Raw genomic sequence first — 22228 nt, 5'->3', positions numbered from 1 at the left:
AAGCGTGGATAAACGAGATATCTTTGTTCAGATCGATCAGATGGAAGAACAGATGGGAACGCTCTATGTGGAGCTGGGTCAGATCAAACAGCAGATGATTGAGCTGATTGAAGAGAATAAACGGCTTAGCATCGAAAACGGACAGTTGCGAAAATTGCTCAAGAAAGACGCAGAGCCGCTGCACCCCATTTTGCAGCCTGCCGGCGCCGGAACGGGCATAACGGTTCCCGGCAAAGAGCCGACAGGGGAAGGCTATGACAACCTGGCACGCATTTATCATGAAGGCTTTCATATCTGCAACGTATATTACGGACATCTCCGCATGGAAGGCGACTGCCTGTTCTGCATGTCATTCTTGAATAAATAACGAAAGGCCGTAGAGAGGGAAACTTCTCTACGGTTTTTTTGAAATCGGTCATTCATCGAAATGGATAGGAAAGAGGTCAGACTTTTGAACGAAGCTTCGAACGGGGTTATCATGAATGGCGTATCTCTCTATGAGCGGGAGAGGATAGACGACCTGCTGACACACGACCTGCGGATCATACAAAGCGATGAGGTGTTCAGTTTCTCGCTGGATGCCGTCCTGCTGGCACGCTTCTGCTCGGTACCCGTGCGTGGGAAAGTAGCGGACTTATGCTCCGGCAACGGGGTGATTCCCCTGCTGCTGACGACGCGGACCCAAGCTCACATTACGGGAATAGAGATTCAGGAAAGGCTGGCCGGCATGGCCCGTCGTAACGTCCTGCTCAATGGACTGGGCGACCGGATTACGATGCTGCAGGGAGATCTCAGGGAATCGAGAGAAGAACTGACGGGAGGACAGTTTGATCTCGTGACGGTGAACCCGCCCTATCTTCCGGTTCCGAACGGGGAACAGAACATCAATGAGCATGTGGCAGCCGCAAGACACGAGGTGCTTTGTACGCTGGAGGATGTAATCCGGACCGGGGCCCGGCTGCTGCGGAGCGGAGGCAAGTTCAGCATGGTGCACCGGCCGAGCCGGCTGGTTGACATTTGCACGCTGATGCGGCAGTATCGGATAGAGCCCAAGCGCATCCGTTTCGTTCATCCCCGAGCCGAGGCCGAGGCCAATATCGTGCTGATCGAAGGAATGCGGGACGGCAAACCGGAAGTACGGATGCTCCCTCCGCTGATTGTATATAAGGAAGGCACTACGTATACCGAAGAATTGATGGAAGTGTATTACGGCAGGCGGAGTACGCTAAAGGATGGACCAAGATAGCGTGCAAGCTGCCTATATTATAATAGAAGGAACCGGTGAGCCATGAACATTCAAAAGAGCTACGGAGAGCCGGGCAGCGGAAAAGGAAAGCTGTACTTGGTCGGGACGCCGATCGGCAACCTGGAGGATATGACCTACCGGGCGGTGCGGATTCTCGGGGAAGTGCAGTGGATCGCTGCGGAGGATACGCGTCAGACGCGCAAGCTTCTGACCCACTTCGAGATCAATACGAGGCTCGTGTCTTATCACGAGCACAACAAGCAGGCCAGCGGACCGGAGTTGGTCCGCTTGATAGCAGGTGGTGACTCGATCGCGCTGGTCAGCGACGCGGGGCTGCCGGCGATCTGCGATCCGGGAGCGGATCTGGTCCGGCTCGCCATTGAAGCGGGAATCGACGTAGTTCCGATACCAGGTGCCAACGCGGCACTGTCCGCTCTGATCATGTCGGGCCTGCCGACGGAGCGATTCTTGTTCGCAGGCTTCCTGCCGCGCGACCGCAAGCCGCTCGAACGGGAGCTTGAGTCGTTGAAGGGTGACCCCTCCACGTTCATTTGCTATGAGTCCCCGCACCGCGTAGCCAAAACCTTAAGGGCGATGGCCGATGTGCTTGGCGAGGAGCGGGAGGTGGCCCTTGTACGTGAGCTGACGAAGCGCTATGAGGAAGCGGTTCGCGGTACCCTGCGCGAATGCTTGGCCCATCTTGAGGAGCATCCACCGCAGGGCGAGTATGTGCTGATCTTACGCGGTGCCTCGGCCGCCGAGACCGCTGCCCTGGAGTCAGCCTGGTGGTCAGAGCTCTCGCCTGCGGACCACGTCACACGGTATGAGTCCGAAGGACTCGACCACAAAGAAGCTTTGCGGCGTGCCGCTCAAGACCGAGGGGTTCCGAAGAGGGAGCTGTACAATCTGCTCCATCAAGAGTAAGCCTTAAAGAAGGCCGTTCTTCAGAGAGAACATCGGGAAAGATGTTGTTCTGTATATGAAACGACCGCCGGGCGTTACACCTGTAGACGTCAGGGGTAATAGGTAAAGGTAAATGGAGTCAAGAGTCAAGGTTCACTAGGGGGGCTTCAAGATAGACCTAGGCTTGGTCCAAGAAACACGGACAGATTAGATACATACGGAACCGGCTAAGATAAGGGAGGGTACAAGTATAAGACCATAACGAACAAATGTTCTCTTATCGGGCTTTTGGCGGGAGTTGGATGGCGAGTAAGCGGAGCAGGGGTGGGCGGTAAGACTTACATGGTGATTCCATCTCCGTTCGAAAGGTGCAGCACTGTGCTGCCTGCGTCTAGGTAAGGACCATTGACTGCAGCCTGCTCCCGAAAGGACAAAAAAAGTTCCCCGACTCCAAAGAATCGGGGAATAGAGGAGATATAAAAAAGGTTAGAATTACCAAATGGAAGTAGTGCTGATTTCATTATAACCTATTTTATTTATTTTGTCACAGGTATTGGCATTTCGGACAAACATTCGTGACAAACAATTTTCCCTTTAAAATAAGATACATTTTCAGCGTTGCCGCAGAAGATACATGCAGGCTCGTATTTTTTGAGCATGATCCGCTCGCCATCCACGTAAATCTCCAAAGCGTCTTTTTCGCCGATGCCCAGAGTTCTACGGAGTTCGATAGGAATAACCACGCGACCCAATTCATCAACTTTTCTCACGATACCTGTGGATTTCATCATATAAAAAGCCCCTCTCAAGAAGTATAAAAAGTATGGATCAGCGGGAAGAAAATTAATCGCCATGTTTCGACATAATCTTTATTCTTATGATACCAACCATTCCCAAAATAGTCAACTAGAAAATGCAAGAATATCTTGTTATATTCTGGTAGAATCGTTCGCGATATGTTGGGTTAATAGGAAAAATATTGCTTTAAAATCATGGTTTTCTCCTCCTAATCCTTACAAAAGACAAGGGGGCGAATTGATTTTTCACCAGTAAAGAGACCTGTAAGAAGACGTTAAAGAGAGAAGATAAGGCAGTTACGACACTGTTCGACAATATTGTGATCGTTTCGGTGGGTGGCTGTCGAAATGATTAGAGAATTTTTATACCGCACCCTGTAGGAGGAAGTATATGGCCGCTCCATTGCAAGAAGAGAAGGTTTTTAAGGACCCCGTCCACAAATACATTTATGTGCAGGACCAAACGATCTGGGATCTCATCAATACCCGTGAATTTCAAAGACTGAGGCGTGTCCGGCAGCTCGGTACCTGCTTTCTCACCTTCCATGGGGCGGAGCACAGCAGGTTCTCCCACTCGCTTGGCGTGTATGAAGTTACCCGGAAGATCATCTCGCAGTTTGAACGGAATCAATATGAGGATTGGCCCCGTCATGAGCGGCTTCTCTGCCTTTGTGCCGCGCTGCTCCATGATGTAGGTCACGGGCCCTTCTCCCATTCGATAGAAAAAACATTCGGTACCCATCATGAGGCGTGGTCTTGCCGGATTGTTCTCGGAGATACGGAAGTCAACCGGGTCTTAAGAGAGGTAGGCCCCGATTTCCCCCAAAAAGTCGCCGATGTCATCGCGAAAACTTATGACCGTGAAATTGTCGTCAGCCTCGTGTCCTCCCAGTTGGATGCGGACCGTATGGACTATCTCCTGCGTGATGCCTATTTCACCGGAGTGAACTACGGCACCTTCGATCTGGAACGCATTCTGCGTGTCATGCGACCTTACCAAGGGCACATTGTCGTGAAGGAAAGCGGGATGCATGCCGTGGAAGATTATTTGATGTCCCGGTACCAGATGTACTGGCAGGTGTACTTTCATCCGGTCACGCGAAGCGCCGAAATCGTACTGAGCAAGATCTTCCAGAGGGCCAAACAGCTCTATGAAGACAAATACCGGTTCCGCTTTCTGCTGCCCCCGCTGCTCGGGCTCTTCGAACAGAAGCTGACGGTACAGGAATACCATTTGCTCGATGAAGCCTTCATGCAGACCGTGCTCATGCAGTGGACCTATGAGGAGGATGCGGTCCTCGCCGATCTTTGCTCCCGGTTCCTGGAGCGGCGGCTGTTCAAATATGTCACATTGGAGCGGATTGACGCCGAACTGCTCGACAAACTGCGCAGCGAGATGCGGCGCTTCGGGATTGAACCGTCCTATTATATAGAAATCGATTTTCCTTCGGATCTCTCGTATGATATATACCGTCCCGGTGACGGGGACGAGAAGCTGCCGATTCTGCTGCTGGGCCCGAAGGAAACGCTGACGGAAATCTCGCGCAAGTCGGAGATCGTCCGCTCGATCAGCGGGATACACATGGGAAAATACCATCTGTATTACCCGGCCGAATTTGCCTTGAACCATGGAGCGGAATTGGATGGAGACCTGCGGCACTTACTGCAGTTATAACACATATCCGGGTCGCCAACTGGCCGCAAACCGGAACTATACTTAAATAGAAGAAGGAGAATCGATGTGCTGATAGATACACATGCCCATTTGAACGCGGAGGCGTTCGATGAAGATCGACAGGAAGTGATCGAGCGAGCGAGAGCGAGCGGAATTCGTCGAATCATCAATGTCGGATTCAACCGGGAGACCATCCCGAGCTCCATTGCACTGGCGGAACAGTATGATTGGATTTATTCTACGGTCGGCTGGCACCCGGTGGATGCCAAGGACATGACACCTGAAGATCTGGAGTGGATCGAGTCGCTCTGCGTTCATCCCAAGGTGGTGGCCATCGGGGAGATCGGCCTCGACTATCATTGGGACACCTCCCCTAAGGATGTCCAGGACCGGGTGTTCCGGGAACAGATCCGGCTGGCACGCAATGTCCGCCTGCCGGTCGTCATCCACAACCGCGACGCGCATCACGATGTGATCCAGACGCTGCGGGAGGAGAAGGCCTCCGAGGTCGGCGGGGTCATGCACTGCTTCTCGGGCAGCTGGGAGACGGCCAAGATGTGCCTAGATATGAATTTCTATATTTCCTTCGGCGGGCCGGTGACCTTCAAGAATGCCAGGCAGCCCAAAGAGGTGCTGGAGAAGGTTCCGCTGGACCGGCTCTTGATCGAAACGGACGCGCCTTATTTGGCACCTCACCCATACCGTGGGAAGCGAAACGAGTCTTCTTATGTTCGCCTTGTAGCCGAAACCGCAGCCGAGATCAAGGGGCTCACACTGGAAGAATTGGCGGAGGTTACGAGCAGGAATGCATCCGCACTTTTCGGTTTGAAGTAGGTTTTTAGCCCGCTTCGGACAGCCTATTTTTATTCACAAACGAGATAATCGAAGAAATAATGGTGTAATGATACGTCCGAAGGAGAGAAATAGGGTTTTGGATCGGAGATTGAATCAAAAAAGTTAAAATCGGCTCCAAATCGTCCTTTTTTTCAAAGTTTGGCTACTTTACAACTTCCTGCTTCCCGTCGTAAACTCAATATTAACTTCATACGATTACCAAATTTCCAACATCGCTGAGTTTCCGAAAGGGAAACGGGGGAACCGCATCGCGGCCGTCAGGCAGTAAGGTCTGGCGCCGGGGTGTTTTTATGGGGTGAATCCTTGGCCGCAATGCTACACATAGGCGCATAAATTACGCGCGCTGCTACATTGCGTCTCAGGTAGGGCTGCTCTCAAGTCCGAATCCGTCAGCTAACCTCGTAAGCGTCATGAGAGAGGTAACACATTGTCGTGAGCTATCATTTTCATTTTATTCCAAAATGAAAAAGTCACGGGAAGGTTCCTCTTCTCCGCTGACTTTTTTTGTGCGGTCAAAAAGGGATACGCCGTGAGCGGCTCCCGCCAACGCCAAAAAAGCAGAACGGTCTTCGTCCGATGGACGCCAAAGATTCGGGGTTCCCCTGTCAGAAGACTAGGATTCGTAGCCAAATCAAAACCTTGAAGGAGGTGGGCTGCCGCAGGCAAGTCCGGTTCTGATGGCTGAAACAGCAAACGTTGGTAATTGGGTTTAACAATTTTACCATAGTCGCGTCAGATGGAAATCATGCATAACACTCGGGTGGCGAGGCTTTAAGGAGGACCGAACAAGTGGGCGTTGTGAATCACGAACAAACCCATGTAAGACGATCATCCAGCATGTCCTTCGCATTGCGATGGAAGCATGAAAACTTGCGTATGATATCGATCATTGCCCTCATTTCATTCGCTATGACTTTCATGTTCTTATTGATGTTGTACGGTACGGCGACCAAACGCGTATCGCTTGTTGTAGACGGCGTGGAACAGACGTTCCAGACCCGGCAGGGCGTCCTACAGCGCATACTGGATGAGCAAGGCATCGCTGTCGGCGAATATGACCGAATGTCGCATTCGCTCGGAGCAAAGGTAAAGTCCGGAGATCGGATTACGATTGAGAAGGCGAAACCGGTGCAGGTAACAGCAGACGGAGAGACATCAACCGTTTATACCACAGGGAAAACGGTGAAGGGCGCACTGGCGGATCTACATATGGAGCTGGGCGAACTAGACAAGGTAACTCCCGCGCTGGATGCGGAGATCACAGACAGTACGGGGATCCAAGTGGTCCGCGTGAAGAAAGAAGTCGAAGAAGTCAAAGAACCGATCGCATATGAGACCGTGAAACAGAACGAACCGCAGCTGCTCAAAGGTAAGGAACAAGTGGTGCAAGAGGGGCAGGAAGGGATCCTGCTGAAGAAGAAAGAGAAAGTATTCGAGGACGGCAAGCTCATATCCGAGCAGGTCGTAGATCAACAGGTGCAGACACAAAGTGTACAAAAGATCGTTGCCGTAGGGACGAAGAATCCGGTTGTGGTGTTGTCTTCGACATCCCCCAATATGGATGAAGTCACCATGAGCGGTGTAACATTCGGATATAAGCAGGTTCTTAACAATGTCAAAATGACCGCTTATACGGCTGGCGTTGCGTCTACGGGAAAGAGCAGCAGTCATCCGGCATACGGTCTGACATCTTCGGGTACGAGAGTAACGGAAGGTCGCACCATTGCAGTGGATCCCAAAGTCATTCCTATAGGCTGGTGGGTATATATCGAGGGGCTCGGTTTCCGGCGGGCGGAAGACACCGGCGGCGCGGTGAAGGGCAACCACATCGACGTTTATTTCGAGAGCAGAGATTATGCAATCCGCTTCGGTTCCAAACGCGGTTACACGGTATACGTCATCGGTCCGAAAAAGCCAACGGCCGATTAAGGGCATGCAATGTGGGTAGACTCATTATATAGAACGGAAAAAGAAGAGGCATATTCCTCTTCTTTTTCTCTTTTCTGGCGAAAGAAGGACCGGATGGGTTATGATTAAAGAAATTATTGTAGTCGAAGGCAAAGACGACACCGTAGCGATCAAGCGGGCGGTGGAGGCGGAGACGATCGAGACCGGTGGCTCCGCCATCAATAAGGACACGATCCGGCGCATTCGTCTGGCGCAGGAGCGCCGGGGCGTGATCGTGTTCACGGATCCAGATCATGCAGGCGAGCGGATCCGCAAGATCATTACCCGGGAAGTGCCGGGCTGCAAGCATGCGTTCCTGACGCAGGAAGCGGCAACGAGCCGGGGGGATATCGGCGTGGAGAACGCATCGCCTGAAGCGATCCGGCAGGCGCTGGCATCGGTGCGGACCGACGGGGGGGCGTCGGCATCCGAGGTGACGATGGACGACCTTATGCAGGCCGGTCTCATCGTGCACCCGCAGGCGGCGGCACGCCGTCTCGCGATGGGCAACCGTCTCGGTATCGGCTATTGCAACGGCAAGCAGTTCTATAACCGCTGCCGAATGTTCCATATATCCCGGGAAGAATTCGAAGAAGCCCGGCGCGAGCTGGAGGAACTGGAGGGACAAGCTCATGAATGATCCACAGGTAACGTTGCCCGCAGGGGCTGAAGATATCGCTTCGCCGAAGCGGACCAACGATCTGCTCAAACGGCACGGACTCAAGCTCAAGAAAAGCCTGGGCCAAAACTTTCTCATCGATACCAATGTACTGAACAAGATTGTAAGCGCCGCGGAGCTCGATCCGTCGAAAGGTGCGCTGGAGATCGGCCCCGGCATCGGTGCGCTGACCCAGCAGCTCGCCAAGGCGGCGGGCCGGGTCGTCGCGGTGGAGATTGACCAGCGCCTGCTGCCGCTGCTCAAGGAGACGCTGGAGCCGTACCCTCACGCCACGGTCATTCACGGGGACGTGCTGGGCGTCTCCCTCGCCGACTTGTTCCGGGAGCACTTCACGGGTTGTGCCGGCGTCAGCGTGGTGGCGAATCTGCCTTATTACGTGACGACACCGATCATTATGAAGCTGCTCGAGGAGAAGCTGCCCCTGGAGAATATCGTCGTCATGATCCAGAAGGAAGTGGCGGAGCGGATGTCGGCGAAGCCGGGAGGCAAAGAATACGGCTCACTGAGTATTGCCGTACAGTACTACTGCGAGCCGGAGGTCGTCGCCATCGTTCCGCATACTGTATTCATTCCGCAGCCGAATGTCGATTCGGCGGTCATCAAGCTCAAGATTCGCCAGCAGCCGGCAGTAGAAGTGGAAGATGAGGCGTTCTTCTTCGATGTGGTCCAATCCAGCTTCGTGCAGCGCCGCAAAACGATCTACAACAACCTGGGGGCTAAGTATTTCTCGAAGGAAACGAAGAGCGAGCTCGAGCCGCTGCTGCGGGAGGCGGGGATCGAGCCTTCCCGACGCGGAGAGACGTTATCCATGCAGGAATACGCAGAGCTGTCCAAACGTCTGAAGGCTTATCTGAAGACGGCGAAAGAATAGATCGACGGACGGCTTCGGATTCCGTTAGCCGCCTCAGACCCCGAAGAACCTTGCTCACCTGCACCAAATGCCCATCGCCGCCATAGGATAGACGAGGAGGCGATGCAGCCATGAGACAAGGAGACCTGGTCACCCGCAGATCGTACGGCGGGGACATTGTGTTCAAAATTCAAGAGATCAGGCAGCAGTTAGCCGTATTGCGCGGAGTGGAGATGCGGCTGCTTGCCGATGCTCCACTGCCGGATCTGGATGCGGCGCCGCAGCTCGACCCTTACCAATATACGATCACCCAGCCACCCAAGTGGATGGAAGCCATGAGACGGCCCCAAGCGAGTCAGATGGCTGCCGCTGCGGGGACACCGTGGAGCGCCCAATCCCCAGCCGCAGCGCAGGCGGCTAAGACTGCTTATTTTGAGCTGCCCGGAAAAGTACTGCATCTCGACGGGGACCCGAACTATCTCCGCAAATGCATGGCGCTGTACGGCGAGCTCCGCGTGCCGGCGGAAGGCTACTATGTGGCCGAGGCCAACATGGCGGACGCCCTGTACCGCCTGCTCCCCCAGGTGCATCCCGACATCGTGGTCGTGACCGGACATGACGGGATCCTGAAGCAACGGACGCCCGGAGATATCTCGCAGCTCAGTTCGTATAAGAATTCGCATAACTTCGTAAATGCTGTACGGGTGGCGCGGCAGTACGAGAAAAACCGCGATGCCCTGACGATTATTGCCGGTGCCTGCCAATCTCACTTCGAAGCGCTGCTGCAGGCGGGAGCCAACTTTGCCTCCTCGCCCGGCCGCGTGCTCATTCATGCGCTGGACCCGCTCTGTATCGCCGCCAAGGTGGCCTACACGCCGATCCGGGAGACCGTGAATATTGTCGACGTGATCGCATTGACCCACAGCGGGCTGGAAGGCCTCGGGGGCATCGAATCCCGGGGGAATTACCGCCGGGGCGTCCCGCGCATGCCTTATATCACTTCCCACTAAGCGCCGAAAGGTGCTTTTTTTCTTTGTTTGAATCTTTTGGGCGTAAAAAAGTAGGGAAAAAGCCTTGGAATATGGGCTTTTCAGGGAAAATAACCGTTGACAATCGTTTTGGCTGGCTGATATAATATTCGCCTTAAATTGACATACTACTACAGTTGCGTTATAATCGATCAAGGAAAGAGGTGGTAGTGGTCAATGGCTAAAAATTCGCTGTTGGATATCAAACGCAGTTTGGAACCTCACGTCGGACAAAAGATTATGTTAAGAGCGAATGGCGGTCGCCGTAAAACAATCGAACGATCCGGTGTCTTGGAGGAAACCTACCCTTCCGTGTTTATTGTAAAGCTGGATCAAGAGCAGAACGCGTTCAAGCGGGTCTCCTACAGCTATGCGGACATATTGACGGAATCCGTTGAAGTGACGGTACATAGCGACGACGGTGAAGTGCGAATTACGATCGAACAGTAACAATTACATACGCGGCTGTCCGTGCTGAAGCGGGCGGCCGTTTTTATATTGGATAACCCCCAGAACATGGAATTGTATATCGAATGGACTATTGGATGCTGCTATAGGGAAACAAGCTTGGTTGCAGTAAAGAGGCCTTCAAAATATTGGACGATATAAGGTTGTCAAAGGTTGCAAGAATGGGCGCATGATCCCTGGGGCGCGGGTGCATACTATCCACTACTACACTACTACCGTACACCAAGAGGAGGCAGCGAGATGGGGCGCAGAAACCGCAGAGGCGTAATGTCCGAAGAGTTCAAATACGAGCTGGCCAAAGATCTGGGATTCTATGAGACCGTAGAGCGGGAAGGCTGGGGAGGGATCCGTGCCAAGGATGCCGGCAACATGGTGAAGCGGTCGATCCAGATCGCCGAGCAGGTTCTTGCGAAACAGTACGCCCAGCAGCAGGGAATTCAGAACGGTCCGGGACGGGGCCAGGCCTATCGTGCCGAGGTGCCTGTACCGAGAGCCATGATGCCGCAGGGGCAAGGGTATGTCCAGCAGCCGCAAGCGGGGAGCTTCGTTCCGCCGCCTTACATGATCTCACAGCAGCAGCCGGGTCAGCCCGGGGCGTACACGTATTATCAAGGACAATGAGGGCCCGGGGAGGCTGAAGCTGCAGGCAGGCGGCTTCGGCTTTTTTTTGTCGGGTTTTTGGTATAGTATTAGTAGGAATGGCTGAAGAGCCGACAATTCGGATGTAGACAGGGATAAAGAAGGTGCCCCCATGACGATGAAAGTATTCGAGAAAGCCCCGGCAAAGATCAATTTGTCACTGGATGTGTTATATAAAAGGGATGACGGCTACCATGAAGTAGAGATGGTCATGACCATGGTCGATCTGGCGGACCGCATCGAGATGCAGGAGCTGCCGCGGGATACGATTATCATCTCTTCACAGGCCGGATATATTCCGCTGGATGAGAAGAACCTCGCCTTCCAGGCGGCCCGTCTGATCAAGGACCGCTATGATGTAAGGCAGGGAGTCTATATCCATCTCGACAAGAAGATTCCCGTAGCCGCCGGCCTGGCGGGAGGAAGCAGCGATGCGGCAGCCACGCTCCGAGGACTAAACCGGCTGTGGAAGCTGGGTATAGCGCCGCAGGAGCTGCAGCGGCTCGGAGCCGAGCTGGGCTCGGACGTGCCCTTCTGCGTAACCGGGGGGACAGCTGTAGCCCGGGGACGGGGAGAGAAGCTCGAGCATATCGAGGCGCCGCCCCAGTGCTGGGTCGTGCTGGCCAAGCCGCCGATCAATGTGTCGACATCTGAGATCTATGGCAAGCTCAATGCTTCCAAGATCCGCAGCCATCCGTCGACGGCATCCGTACTTGACGCCATCCGAACGAAGCGGTTCGATGCGCTGTGCGGCAGTCTCGGCAATGTGCTCGAAGAAGTGACCCTGGATCTGTATCCCGAGGTGCGGCAGCTCAAGGAAGTGATGATACGCCTTGGTGCCGATGGGGTGCTCATGTCAGGCAGCGGGCCGACGGTATTTGGTCTCGTATCCAAAGAGTCCAAGGTGGCCAGGATTTACAACGGGCTGCGGGGCTTCTGCAAGGATGTGTATGCGGTTCGCCTGCTGACGTAAAAGGTCCATGGTTATGTGAGATCGATGTCATGAAAATTTTCATGAACTTACTTGAACAAATACGTATAAAAATGTTATATTTTCATTATATTATTCGGATTTTTCAAAAGATGAGGATCCGTCGTGTAGAGGGGGTGCGCCGATGAAAAAGTTGAAACGTAGCGCAAGATTGGTGGAGATGACCCAATACTTGCTGATTCGCCCCCATACCCTGATTCCTTTGACCACCTTTGCCGACCGGTATAACTCGGCCAAATCGTCCATTAGCGAAGACTTGGCGATCATCAAAGAAGTGTTTGAAGAAGAGGGCCTTGGGGATTTGCAGACCCTCGCTGGCGCAGCGGGCGGAGTAAAGTTCATACCCCGGGTGTCAAAATCGCACTCGCTGCAATTTATCAGCGGGATCTGCCGGCAGCTTGAGCAGCCGGAGCGGATTTTGCCCGGAGGTTATTTATACATGTCAGACATTATGGGCCAGCCCATGATTCTGAACGAAGTCGGCAAGATGTTCGCTTCCGTCTTTGCAGGCAAGGACATCGACGTGGTAATGACGGTCGAAACCAAAGGGATTCCGCTCGCTTATGCGACGGCGACCTACTTGAACCTTCCAGTCGTTATCGTACGCCGAGACAACAAGGTGACAGAGGGCTCTGCCGTAAGCATCAACTATGTATCGGGATCCAATAAACGGATCCAGACGATGTCTCTATCGCGCCGGGCGTTGAAGGAAGAGTCGAATGTGCTTATCATCGACGACTTCATGCGTGTGGGCGGTACGATCCACGGCATGATGGATCTGCTGCAGGAGTTCAAGGCAACTGTAAAAGGCGTAGGTGTCTTCGTCGAATCGGGCGAAGTGGAAGAGCATCTCGTGGAAGATTACATATCGCTGGCCAAGCTGTCCGCCGTGGACCCCAAAACCCGTGCGATCACAGCCGAACCGGGGAATTATTTCTATGACAGTGATTCGGAGGAGGAGTAAGATGACGAAGCTTCAGACGATTGCAACGGAAGGGGCGCCTGCCGCCATCGGGCCGTATTCGCAAGCCGTGCGCTTGGGCAGCCTGCTGTTCACATCGGGCCAGATCCCGCTGGGATTGGACGGTCAAGTGGTGGAAGGCGGCGTAGAGGAGCAAACCCATCAGGTGTTCCGCAATCTGCAGGCCGTCCTGGAGGCAGCAGGCACGGATTTTTCGCAGGTGGTGAAGGCAACCGTTTTCATCAAGGACATGAATCAGTTCGCTGCGATCAACGCCATCTATGCTTCTTACTTCGGTGACCATAAACCAGCCCGTTCGACGGTTGAAGTAGCCCGTTTGCCGAAGGATGTTTTTGTCGAAATCGAGCTTATCGCGGCGTTACATGTCGAATGACGGCGAAAACCTTAAATAAATATTAAATACCGGAAAAATTTCAAAAGATAAGAAGGAATTTGACCTAAAATGTGGAATTTATAGCCTAAGTCCCCAAGATGATGGAAAAAGGTGGTGAACTAGAGATGCAAATTACTGACGTCAGACTTCGTCGGGTAAACTCCGAGGGCAGAATGAAAGCCATTGCTTCCATTACCATCGATAACGAATTTGTAGTCCATGACATTCGTGTGATTGACGGTAACAACGGCATGTTTGTGGCAATGCCTAGCAAGCGTACGCCGGACGGCGAATTCAGAGATATCGCTCATCCGATTTCCTCTTCTACTCGCGAGAAGATCCAAGCAGCGGTATTAGCGGAGTATGAACGTGCCGCTACGGAAGAAGAAGTAATCGTAGAAGAAGGTGCCTAATTTCGGATACCGGAGAGAGCCAATCGGCTCTCTTTTCTTTTACAGGGAAGTAAGCTATATTGAAGTTATGAGGGTCCTGCGGGTCCAGCCGTTTGCTGCCGCAGGACTTATTTGATTTGGCGTAAAAGGGCCGGGAAAGCTGCAATGCTCTGGTACGCATCACTTAAGGGAAACGATAATAGGGGAGTAAGGGGTTGGACGAGAGTTGAACATCATGGGTATCGTGCTCGCGGCAGGGCAGGGAAAACGGATGAAATCGAAGCTGTATAAGGTGCTCCATCCCGTATGCGGCAAACCGATGGTCGGACACGTCGTATCGGTGCTGGAGAAACTGGATACCCGCCGTACAGTCGTTATTGTGGGCCACGGCGCGGAAGCGGTGAAGGGCTACCTCGGGGACCGTGCGGAGTATGCGCTGCAGGCGCAGCAGCTCGGGACGGGGCACGCCGTGCTGCAGGCGCGGGACCTGCTCGGGGCGGAAGAAGGCACGACGGTCGTCATCTGCGGTGACACGCCGCTGATCTCCGAAGAGACGCTGCAGAGCATGATCCGGCTGCACGGGGAGAAGGGGGCGGCCGCTACGATCTTAACGGCCGTCGTCGATGAGCCTAAGGGCTACGGGCGCATTCTGCGCGACGAACGAGGCCTAGTCTCCGGCATCGTCGAAGAGAAGGACTGCAGCGAAGCGCAGCGTCTCGTGCAGGAAGTGAACACGGGTACGTACTGCTTCGACAACCGCAAGCTGTTCGAAGCGCTGTCCGCCGTGAAGAACGAGAACGTCCAGGGCGAATACTACTTGACGGACGTCATCGGTATTCTGGCGGGAGCGGGCGAGATCGTGGAAGGCTATGCGATGAAGGACGCGGTGGAATCCATCGGCGTCAATGACCGGCTGGCTCTCTCAGTCGCCGAAACGGCGATGCGCGAGCGAATCAACCGGGCGCATATGCTGAACGGCGTAACCTTCATCGATGCGTCCAGCACGTATATCGAAGCCGACGTCACGATCGGGGCAGATACGGTCATTCTGCCGGGCACGGTCATCCGCGGCCGCACGACGATCGGGGAAGACTGTATCCTCGGGCCGCAGGCCGACATCCAGGACAGCACGATTGCCGGCGGCGTGGAGATCAAGCATTCCGTGCTGCTGGAAGCGGTAGTCGGTGCCGGCACGACAATCGGACCGTTCGCGTATCTGCGTCCAGGCGCGGAGCTTGGCGAGAATGTGAAGATCGGCGACTTCGTCGAGATCAAGAACGCGAAGCTGGCTAACGATGTGAAGGTGTCCCACCTGAGCTACATCGGTGACGCGGTGATCGGACGTAACGTGAACTTCGGCTGCGGTGCCATTACGGTCAACTACGACGGCTTCAACAAGCAGCTGACCGAAGTGGAGGAAGATGCGTTCGTCGGCAGCAACGTCAACCTGATCGCACCGGTGAAGATCGGCAAAGGCGCCTATGTGGTGGCGGGCTCGACGATCACGACGAACGTCGAAGCAGGCGACCTGGCGATTGCCCGGGAGCGGCAGGTCAATAAGCCGGGGTATGCCGATAAGCTGCGCGCGCGGTTCGCGGCGAAGAAGGCGCAGTCGAAAAAAACGGAGTAGCGCATTCCCTCCACCCGGCAGACAGCACCCTTTTGGCCGGGCGATGATTTGAACCTCCTTCATATGGGTAAAATAGAGGAAGCTTGTTTTACCCAAATGAAGGAGGTTTTTCTATGCCAACAACGTTGAAAGCGGAAGCTCGCACGATCAGCACCAAGGGGGAGCGCAACCAACTGCGTGCGCAGGGGAAGGTTCCCGGTGTCGTATACGGAAAAAAGGTGACCCAGACCTCCATTGCCATTGACCAAAAAGAGCTGATTGCCCTGCTCAAAACCAATCCGCATGCCATCATCGACATGGAGCTGCCCCAGTTCGGCAAACAGCCGGTCATGATTAACGAAATTCAGCGCGACCAACTGAGCCGTAAGGTGCTGCATGTTGATTTTCATCAAATCAATATGGATGAGCCGGTCACTACGACGGTACGCATCGAGTTTACCGGGGAGCCCCAAGGTGTCAGCGAAGGCGGCATCCTGCAGATTCAGCGCCATGAGATTGAGATCCGCTGCCTGCCGCGTGATATTCCGGCCAGCCTCGAGATCGATATCAGCGCGCTGAACGTCGGCGAGAACAAAGTCGTCTCCGAGCTTCAGCTGCCGGAAGGCATCGAACTGAAGACCGACGAGAACGATGTGATCGCAACGATCCTCACGCCGCAGAAGGAAGCGGAAGAAACGGTGGAAGCCGAGGAAGCCGTGGCCGAAGCGTCACAGGAGCAGCCTGCTGCAGAGGCGGAGGAAGAGAAGGCGGAACAGAACGCTTAAGAGGCGGGTTTCGTGGAATAGAGGGCGTACCGGTCTTGAGCCGGTGCGCTTTTTGCTTCATGGCCGTGTAAGAGGCAGGCTAGGGACGCGGGCGGCAACCCTTCGAAAAAGATCGGTTTATGGGGAAAGAGCGGAAGAGCTAAGTCTTTAGGCGGGAATTTCTTCGGCTCTGTTGGCGCTGGACGTTTTTTGGAGTATGATAAATCCAGTGGAAAAAGGCACCATGAGCAGGTGAAGGGAGAAGTTGGCGTTGAAGTGGTTTGTAGGCCTCGGTAATCCGGGGCGGCAGTATGAAACGACCCGTCATAATATCGGGTTCATGGCGCTTGACCGGTTCGCGGACAAGCACGGCATCCAGATCTCGCAGAACAAATGCAAAGGGCTGCTCGGAGAAGGGCATGTGGCGGGGCAGAAGGTGTATCTGCTTAAGCCGCAGACGTTCATGAACCTGTCCGGGGAGTCCATGCGGGCGTTCATGGATTTCTATAAAGCGCCTCTGGAGGATCTTGTGGTGGTCTATGATGACATGGATACACCCTTCGGTTCGATCCGGCTCCGCTACCAAGGCAGCCCCGGCGGGCATAACGGGATCAAATCGACGATCCAGCATCTCGGAACCCAGTCCTTCCAGCGGATCCGCATGGGCGTCTCCAGGCCGCTGCCGGGGCGCAATATCGCAGACTATGTGCTGAGCCCCTTCGGAAAGGAAGAAGTACCGGATCTTCCGGCTGTGCTGGACCGTACCGCCGAGGCGATGGAGCATATGCTGCAGCATCCGTTCGAGAAGACGATGGCGATCTTCAACGCATAGGTGTTTTCCTGCTAGGACCGGTATCCGGCATGAATTCCTCCCAAGCTGGCCATACTATGGAAAAGTGCGCTCCGGTCTGCCGGAGTACGGAGGAGGAACAATCCATGGCCGTAAAGTATACCTGCCGTCACTGCCAGACACTGATCGGAGAGATTGAACAAGGGGGCGTGAGCGAATACCAGCTCGGCTTCCATTTCTTGACCCCCGAAGAGCGGAGAGATATAATATCGTATAACCCGAATGGGGATGTTTCCGTCAAGGTAGTATGCGATTACTGCAAGGAAGCGCTGGAAGCCAACCCGGAGCTGTCGCTCATAGCGAATCCTCTGCAATAAGAGGTTGTTACCGGCTATCCGGCTTTACGGTAGAAGGACCGGCCTAAAGCGTTATACGCTTAGGCCTTTTTAGTGATTGGGGAATCGGCGCGCTGCCCGGAGGTACTGCGGGGAGCAGCGACCGGATGAACCTTTTGGATGTGGTTGAGAGGGGTGTCCTGTTTTGCAGGCTTTGATTCAGGCTTTCTCCGAGGATAACGACTTTAAGAGCGTCATATCCGGTATTCGATCGGGGATGAAAGAGCAGTTAATCGCCGGCTTGACCGGCTCATCGCGTCAGGTGATGCTGGCTTCGCTTTTTGAGGAGCTGCAGCAGCCTTTATTTGTCGTGACGCATAATATGTTTGCCGCACAAAAGATGTTCGAGGACCTGGCGGAGCTGCTGCCGCCGGAGAAGGTGATGCTGTTCCCGGCCCAGGAGCTGCTGGCCGCCGAGGCCGCGATTGCAAGCCCTGAGATGCTTGCCCAGCGGATCGATGCGCTGTCGAGGCTGGCAGCCGGGTTCCGGGGGCTGGTCGTCGTTCCCTACGCGGGGATGCGCCGGCTGCTGCCGGACCACGCATCGATCGCCTCCGCCCAGCTGACGGTGAGCGTCGGCGAAACGGTCGAGCTGGATGCGCTGGTGCTGCGGCTGGTGGAACTCGGCTACGAGCGGGTAGAGCGTGTAGAGCGCAAAGGCGAGCTGAGTGTGCGCGGAGGGATTCTCGACTTGTTCCCGCTGACATCGCCGCATCCGTACCGTATCGAACTCTTCGACGTAGATGTGGACTCGATCCGTTCGTTCGATGTAAGCGACCAGCGGTCGATCGATAAGGTTCAATCCTTGGCGATTCCGCCGTGCCGTGAAATCATTGTGGACCGAAAACGGTTACAAAGCGCCGCCCAGCACGTTCACGAACTGCTGCAGGAGCAGATCGATAAGATGAGCGACCGGTCGGCCAAAGATAAGCTGCTCGAGGGCATCGGGCATGAGATCGAGCTGCTGCGCGAAGGGCATGCGTTCCAGGCCATGTTCAAGTACGTGTCGATCTTGTTCCCCGGACGGCAGACGCTCCTGGATTATATGCCGGAGGATACGATCCTGATCGTGGACGAACCGGCCCGTCTCCTCGAGACGGCGAAGCAGCTGGAGAAAGACGAGGCCGAGTGGATGACGAATTCGCTGCAGGACGGCAAGAGCCTGCCGGCGCTCGTTCTCTCGAAGCCTTACGAAACGCTGCTGCACAAAAGGCCTTATCCTACGGTATATATGTCCCTGTTCCTGCGGCAAGTGCCGCAGACGGCGCCGCAGAACATCGTGACTTTCATGTCCCGCGTCATGCAGAGCTTCCACGGTCAGATGAATCTGCTCAAGAGCGAGATGGAGCGGTGGAAAAAGGCGAATGCGAATGTCATCATGCTGGCCAGCGGCGACGAGCGGGTAGAGCGGATGAAACGGGTGCTGGCCGACTACGATATCGAAGCTCCGCAGATTGTAAGCGGTACGCTGCAGACGGGCTTCGAGCTGCCGGGGATTCATCTGGTGGTCATCACCGAAGGCGAGATGTTCACGCAGAAGCAGCGCAAAGCGCGCAAGGTAGACAAGAAGATTGAGAATGCCGAGCGGATCAAGAACTACCAGGAACTGAAGGTGGGCGACTATGTCGTTCACGTCAACCACGGGATCGGGAAGTTCGTCGGCATCGGCACGCTTGAAGTAGGCGGCATTCATAAAGATTATCTGCACATTATGTACGCTGGCGGTGACAAGCTGTCGGTGCCGATCGATCAGATTGATCAGGTTCAAAAGTATGTCGGCGCAGAAGAAGGCAAGGAACCCAAAGTCTATAAGCTTGGCGGTACCGATTGGAACCGCGTCAAGAGCAAAGCGCGGGCCTCCGTGCAGGATATCGCGGACGACCTCATTAAGCTCTATGCGGAGCGGCAGGCTACGGTCGGCTATGCCTTCAACAACGACAGCAATTACCAGCAGGAATTCGAGGGCATGTTCCCTTACGAGGAGACCACGGACCAGCTCCGCGCAATCGAGGAGATCAAGACGGACATGGAGAAGCCGCGTCCGATGGACCGTCTGCTCTGCGGCGACGTAGGCTACGGCAAGACGGAAGTGGCGATCCGTGCCGCCTTCAAAGCTGCCATAGACGGGAAGCAAGTGGCTGTGCTCGTGCCGACGACGATCCTGGCGCAGCAGCACTACGAGACATTCCGCGAGCGCTTCTCGGGGTATCCGTTCAATATCCAGGTGCTGAGCCGCTTCCGTTCCAAGAAGGAGCAGACGGATACAATGAAGGGCGTCAAGGCTGGTACGGTCGACGTTGTGATCGGTACCCACCGCCTGCTCTCGAAGGATGTGCAGTTTAAAGATCTCGGTCTGCTCATCGTCGATGAGGAACAGCGTTTTGGGGTATCCCATAAGGAGAAGCTGAAGCGCCTCAAGACGAATGTCGACGTCCTGACGCTAACGGCGACGCCGATCCCGAGAACGCTGCACATGTCGATGCTCGGCGTGCGTGATCTCTCGGTCATCGAGACGCCGCCGGAGAACCGCTTCCCTGTGCAGACGTACGTCGTCGAATACAGCACGAATCTGGTGCGCGAAGCCATCGAGCGGGAACTCGCCCGCGAGGGACAGGTATACTACTTGTACAACCGGGTGCAGGGCATTACCCAGATGGCCGAGCAGATCTCAGCGCTGGTGCCGGAAGCCCGGGTCACAGTGGCCCACGGACAGATGTCCGAACAGGAGCTGGAGAAGACGATTCTCGACTTCCTCGACGGGGAGTTCGATGTCCTGGTATCGACGAGCATTATCGAGACTGGGGTGGATATTCCGAACGTCAACACACTGGTGGTCCACGATGCCGACAAGATGGGGCTCTCCCAGCTGTATCAGCTGCGGGGAAGGGTGGGGCGTTCCAACCGGATCGCGTACGCCTACTTCACGTATCAGCGGGATAAGGTGCTGACGGAAGTCGCCGAGAAACGCCTGCAGGCGATCAAAGAGTTTACAGAACTTGGATCAGGGTTTAAAATTGCCATGAGAGACTTGTCCATCCGCGGGGCCGGCAATCTGCTCGGGGCCGAGCAGAGCGGTTTCATTGCGTCCGTCGGATTCGACTTGTACTCGCAAATGCTGGGCGAAGAAATCAGCAAGCGCAAGAAGGAGATGGGCGGCGAGGCGGTGCCGGAGGCGAAGGCATGGTCGACGCAGCTCGATATCCAGCTCGATGCTTACATCCCCGGCGATTACATCTACGACAGTGTACAGAAGATCGAGATCTACAAGAAGGTGGCGGCAGTCCAGTCGCTGGAGGAAGCGGCGGAACTGCACGATGAGCTCGTCGACCGGTTCGGCGACCTGCCGGAAGCGGTGCACAATCTGCTGCTCGCGGCCCGGCTGAAGGTATATGGGGCACAGTATGCAATCGAGACCATTTCGCAAAAGGGGCTGGATTACGAGCTGAAGATCCATCCCGAACAGAACGCCAATCTCGACGGGCAGAAGCTGTTCGCCTTGTCGGGCGAGTTCGAGAACCGGGTGAAGCTGATCGGCGGACCGCAAATCGTCATTGAACTGAAGGGCAAAGGTTTAACGCCGGAACAATCCATCGAAACCCTCGAGAAGTTCCTGGTACAGTACAAGCGCGCGCTCAAATCGAAGGGAGAACTGCAAGATGTGGCAAAATAAGAAAAAGCCTCTGCGTCAAGGAATGGTGGCTCTGATGGCTCTGGTGCTGGTAGCCGGGTTATCTGTGGGCTGTGGCAAGAAGAAAGACGAAGAGGCGGCACCGGCGCCAGCCCCTGCAGGAACCGAAACGCCCGCAGCTTCGACCGGGAATCCTTCGGATGTCCTTGTGACATATAAGGACGGCGGGAAGGTCACACGGGAAGAGTTCGACAAATTCATCGGCATCAATATGTTCTTCAACAAGCAGTACGAGCAGTTCAAAGCCGATCCCGCTTTCCAGCAGGACATGATGAAGCAGCTCGTCACCTTCAAAATTCTGTCCTCCCGTGCCGATGAGAAGGCGAAGACGGACGCGGCGGCGCAGACGAAAACGCAGATGGAACAGATCAAGGCGTTCCTCGGCGCACAAGAAGGCGGCCTCGAACAGCAGCTGAAGACAGCCAATGTGACCGAAAAAGAGCTTGAAGACTTTGTAAGCCGCAGCATCACGGCTATCGTGTCCGAAGAGAATAAGGTGTCCGAAGCGGACCTGAAGACCGCTTATGACACTAGTCTCCAAACCGATGCGGCTGCCTATACGACCGCTACGGTCAGCCACATCCTGGTCGGGCTGAAGGATACGGCTACACAGAAAGACCGCACGAAGGAAGATGCTTTGAAGCGTGCCCAGGAAGTGAAAGGCAAGCTGGATGCCGGCGGGGATTTTGCAGCGCTGGCTAAGGAATACTCCGATGACCCGGGTTCTAAGGAACAGGGAGGCAAGTACGAGAATGCTTCCGTGTCCCAGTGGGTGCCCGAGTTCAAGAAGGCCGCTGTAGAACTGCCGATCGGCAAGATCAGCGATCCTGTAGAGACGGAATACGGTTACCACGTCATGAAAGTGGACTCCCGTGCTTCGAAGACCTTCGATGAAGTGAAACCGCAGCTGAAATCCTCCGCGGCGGAAGCGAAAGTCTACGAATTCGTGGAGAAAGAACTGCCTACGCTCATCGAGACGAATACGCTGCCGAAACCGGAAGAAAAGCCGGCGACGCCAGCGCCTGCAACGGAAGCACCAAAGACCGATGCCCCTGCAGCAGATGCGCCGAAGACGGATGCACCTGCGGCGGACGCGCCGAAAACCGAAGGCACAAAGTAACAATTACCAGGGTCCCCTTCAAGGGGGTCCTGTTTTG

The 22228-nt window shown here is 54.9% G+C and carries 21 protein-coding genes, 1 pseudogene and 1 riboswitch; of the genes and pseudogenes, 21 read left to right on the top strand and 1 reads right to left on the bottom strand.

Annotation, left to right across the window (positions count from 1 at the left end):
- Positions 1 to 4 precede the first annotated feature (4 nt).
- The 3 genes from yabA to rsmI all read left to right on the top strand — a co-directional run bounded on the left by yabA (position 5) and on the right by rsmI (position 2170).
- Positions 5 to 367: a DNA replication initiation control protein YabA gene (gene yabA, locus O9H32_RS30335; RefSeq protein ID WP_269869846.1), complete on the top strand. Its 363-nt coding sequence runs from the start codon at positions 5 to 7 to the stop codon at positions 365 to 367.
- A 111-nt stretch (positions 368 to 478) separates the two neighbouring features.
- On the top strand, positions 479 to 1246 hold the full coding sequence (locus O9H32_RS30330; RefSeq protein WP_269869845.1) for a tRNA1(Val) (adenine(37)-N6)-methyltransferase: 768 nt from the start codon (positions 479 to 481) through the stop codon (positions 1244 to 1246).
- A gap of 42 nt (positions 1247 to 1288) precedes the next feature.
- Positions 1289 to 2170 carry a 16S rRNA (cytidine(1402)-2'-O)-methyltransferase gene (rsmI, locus tag O9H32_RS30325; RefSeq protein ID WP_269869834.1) on the top strand — a complete coding sequence of 294 codons (882 nt, stop codon included), beginning with the start codon at positions 1289 to 1291 and terminating at the stop codon, positions 2168 to 2170.
- A gap of 515 nt (positions 2171 to 2685) precedes the next feature.
- Here the strand turns inward: rsmI and O9H32_RS30320 are convergent.
- The gene (locus O9H32_RS30320) at positions 2686 to 2940 is read right to left on the bottom strand and encodes an AbrB/MazE/SpoVT family DNA-binding domain-containing protein (protein WP_010501678.1); all 255 of its coding nucleotides are present in this window, start codon (positions 2938 to 2940) and stop codon (positions 2686 to 2688) included.
- Between the two features lie 397 nt (positions 2941 to 3337).
- Between O9H32_RS30320 and O9H32_RS30315 the strand changes: the two genes are divergently transcribed.
- The 18 genes and pseudogenes from O9H32_RS30315 to O9H32_RS30230 all read left to right on the top strand — a co-directional run bounded on the left by O9H32_RS30315 (position 3338) and on the right by O9H32_RS30230 (position 22191).
- Positions 3338 to 4621: an HD domain-containing protein gene (locus tag O9H32_RS30315; protein ID WP_269869833.1), complete on the top strand. Its 1284-nt coding sequence runs from the start codon at positions 3338 to 3340 to the stop codon at positions 4619 to 4621.
- A 66-nt stretch (positions 4622 to 4687) separates the two neighbouring features.
- Entirely contained in the window at positions 4688 to 5455 is a 768-nt protein-coding gene (locus tag O9H32_RS30310; protein ID WP_269869832.1) for a TatD family hydrolase, read from the top strand.
- Positions 5456 to 5679: 224 nt separating this feature from the next.
- Positions 5680 to 5900, top strand: a riboswitch (cyclic di-AMP (ydaO/yuaA leader).
- Positions 5901 to 6265: 365 nt separating this feature from the next.
- The gene (locus tag O9H32_RS30305; protein ID WP_269869831.1) at positions 6266 to 7405 is read left to right on the top strand and encodes a 3D domain-containing protein; all 1140 of its coding nucleotides are present in this window, start codon (positions 6266 to 6268) and stop codon (positions 7403 to 7405) included.
- A 100-nt stretch (positions 7406 to 7505) separates the two neighbouring features.
- On the top strand, positions 7506 to 8063 hold the full coding sequence (gene rnmV / locus O9H32_RS30300; protein ID WP_269869830.1) for a ribonuclease M5: 558 nt from the start codon (positions 7506 to 7508) through the stop codon (positions 8061 to 8063).
- Positions 8056 to 8973 carry a 16S rRNA (adenine(1518)-N(6)/adenine(1519)-N(6))-dimethyltransferase RsmA gene (gene rsmA / locus O9H32_RS30295; protein WP_269869829.1) on the top strand — a complete coding sequence of 306 codons (918 nt, stop codon included), beginning with the start codon at positions 8056 to 8058 and terminating at the stop codon, positions 8971 to 8973. Before rnmV ends, rsmA begins: the two co-directional genes overlap by 8 nt.
- 110 nt (positions 8974 to 9083) lie before the next feature.
- On the top strand, positions 9084 to 9962 hold the full coding sequence (gene yabG, locus O9H32_RS30290) for a sporulation peptidase YabG (RefSeq protein ID WP_269869828.1): 879 nt from the start codon (positions 9084 to 9086) through the stop codon (positions 9960 to 9962).
- Positions 9963 to 10157: 195 nt separating this feature from the next.
- Complete coding sequence (gene veg, locus O9H32_RS30285) at positions 10158 to 10430, top strand: biofilm formation stimulator Veg (protein WP_013921246.1); 273 nt, start codon at positions 10158 to 10160, stop codon at positions 10428 to 10430.
- A 258-nt stretch (positions 10431 to 10688) separates the two neighbouring features.
- Positions 10689 to 10865, top strand: a pseudogene (locus O9H32_RS30280) (small, acid-soluble spore protein, alpha/beta type); the annotation flags it as partial.
- Between the two features lie 340 nt (positions 10866 to 11205).
- Complete coding sequence (gene ispE, locus O9H32_RS30275) at positions 11206 to 12060, top strand: 4-(cytidine 5'-diphospho)-2-C-methyl-D-erythritol kinase (protein WP_269869844.1); 855 nt, start codon at positions 11206 to 11208, stop codon at positions 12058 to 12060.
- Between the two features lie 142 nt (positions 12061 to 12202).
- Entirely contained in the window at positions 12203 to 13042 is an 840-nt protein-coding gene (gene purR, locus O9H32_RS30270) for a pur operon repressor (protein WP_269869827.1), read from the top strand.
- A 1-nt stretch (position 13043) separates the two neighbouring features.
- Positions 13044 to 13433 carry a RidA family protein gene (locus tag O9H32_RS30265; protein ID WP_269869826.1) on the top strand — a complete coding sequence of 130 codons (390 nt, stop codon included), beginning with the start codon at positions 13044 to 13046 and terminating at the stop codon, positions 13431 to 13433.
- A gap of 125 nt (positions 13434 to 13558) precedes the next feature.
- Complete coding sequence (spoVG, locus tag O9H32_RS30260; RefSeq protein ID WP_014653027.1) at positions 13559 to 13846, top strand: septation regulator SpoVG; 288 nt, start codon at positions 13559 to 13561, stop codon at positions 13844 to 13846.
- 205 nt (positions 13847 to 14051) lie between these two features.
- On the top strand, positions 14052 to 15455 hold the full coding sequence (gene glmU, locus O9H32_RS30255) for a bifunctional UDP-N-acetylglucosamine diphosphorylase/glucosamine-1-phosphate N-acetyltransferase GlmU (protein ID WP_269869825.1): 1404 nt from the start codon (positions 14052 to 14054) through the stop codon (positions 15453 to 15455).
- A 113-nt stretch (positions 15456 to 15568) separates the two neighbouring features.
- Positions 15569 to 16219, top strand: a complete 651-nt coding sequence (locus O9H32_RS30250; protein WP_269869824.1) for a 50S ribosomal protein L25 — start codon at positions 15569 to 15571, stop codon at positions 16217 to 16219.
- 250 nt (positions 16220 to 16469) lie between these two features.
- Positions 16470 to 17030 carry an aminoacyl-tRNA hydrolase gene (pth, locus tag O9H32_RS30245; RefSeq protein ID WP_269869823.1) on the top strand — a complete coding sequence of 187 codons (561 nt, stop codon included), beginning with the start codon at positions 16470 to 16472 and terminating at the stop codon, positions 17028 to 17030.
- Between the two features lie 104 nt (positions 17031 to 17134).
- Positions 17135 to 17365 (top strand): anti-sigma-F factor Fin family protein, encoded by a 231-nt coding sequence (locus O9H32_RS30240; RefSeq protein WP_269869822.1) that lies wholly within the window; start codon positions 17135 to 17137, stop codon positions 17363 to 17365.
- Positions 17366 to 17528: 163 nt separating this feature from the next.
- Positions 17529 to 21053, top strand: a complete 3525-nt coding sequence (gene mfd, locus O9H32_RS30235; protein WP_269869821.1) for a transcription-repair coupling factor — start codon at positions 17529 to 17531, stop codon at positions 21051 to 21053.
- Entirely contained in the window at positions 21040 to 22191 is a 1152-nt protein-coding gene (locus O9H32_RS30230) for a peptidylprolyl isomerase (protein ID WP_269869820.1), read from the top strand. Before mfd ends, O9H32_RS30230 begins: the two co-directional genes overlap by 14 nt.
- Positions 22192 to 22228 lie beyond the last annotated feature (37 nt).

Source organism: Paenibacillus caseinilyticus (assembly GCF_027533645.1).
Lineage (GTDB): Bacteria > Bacillota > Bacilli > Paenibacillales > NBRC-103111 > Paenibacillus_G > Paenibacillus_G caseinilyticus.
The sequence above is the reverse complement of the archived record's forward strand: the minus strand, read 5'-3'. Positions and strand labels throughout refer to the sequence as shown.

Bases quoted from the DNA above. Each gene is read 5' to 3' on its own strand.
- O9H32_RS30330 (WP_269869845.1), top strand. From the start codon at position 479: ATGAATGGCGTATCTCTCTATGAGCGGGAGAGGATAGACGACCTGCTG.
- rsmI (WP_269869834.1), top strand. From the start codon at position 1,289: ATGAACATTCAAAAGAGCTACGGAGAGCCGGGCAGCGGAAAAGGAAAG.
- O9H32_RS30320 (WP_010501678.1), bottom strand. From the start codon at position 2,940: ATGATGAAATCCACAGGTATCGTGAGAAAAGTTGATGAATTGGGTCGC.
- O9H32_RS30315 (WP_269869833.1), top strand. From the start codon at position 3,338: ATGGCCGCTCCATTGCAAGAAGAGAAGGTTTTTAAGGACCCCGTCCAC.
- rnmV (WP_269869830.1), top strand. From the start codon at position 7,506: ATGATTAAAGAAATTATTGTAGTCGAAGGCAAAGACGACACCGTAGCG.
- rsmA (WP_269869829.1), top strand. From the start codon at position 8,056: ATGAATGATCCACAGGTAACGTTGCCCGCAGGGGCTGAAGATATCGCT.
- yabG (WP_269869828.1), top strand. From the start codon at position 9,084: ATGAGACAAGGAGACCTGGTCACCCGCAGATCGTACGGCGGGGACATT.
- veg (WP_013921246.1), top strand. From the start codon at position 10,158: ATGGCTAAAAATTCGCTGTTGGATATCAAACGCAGTTTGGAACCTCAC.
- ispE (WP_269869844.1), top strand. From the start codon at position 11,206: ATGAAAGTATTCGAGAAAGCCCCGGCAAAGATCAATTTGTCACTGGAT.
- purR (WP_269869827.1), top strand. From the start codon at position 12,203: ATGAAAAAGTTGAAACGTAGCGCAAGATTGGTGGAGATGACCCAATAC.
- O9H32_RS30265 (WP_269869826.1), top strand. From the start codon at position 13,044: ATGACGAAGCTTCAGACGATTGCAACGGAAGGGGCGCCTGCCGCCATC.
- spoVG (WP_014653027.1), top strand. From the start codon at position 13,559: ATGCAAATTACTGACGTCAGACTTCGTCGGGTAAACTCCGAGGGCAGA.
- O9H32_RS30250 (WP_269869824.1), top strand. From the start codon at position 15,569: ATGCCAACAACGTTGAAAGCGGAAGCTCGCACGATCAGCACCAAGGGG.
- O9H32_RS30240 (WP_269869822.1), top strand. From the start codon at position 17,135: ATGGCCGTAAAGTATACCTGCCGTCACTGCCAGACACTGATCGGAGAG.
- O9H32_RS30230 (WP_269869820.1), top strand. From the start codon at position 21,040: ATGTGGCAAAATAAGAAAAAGCCTCTGCGTCAAGGAATGGTGGCTCTG.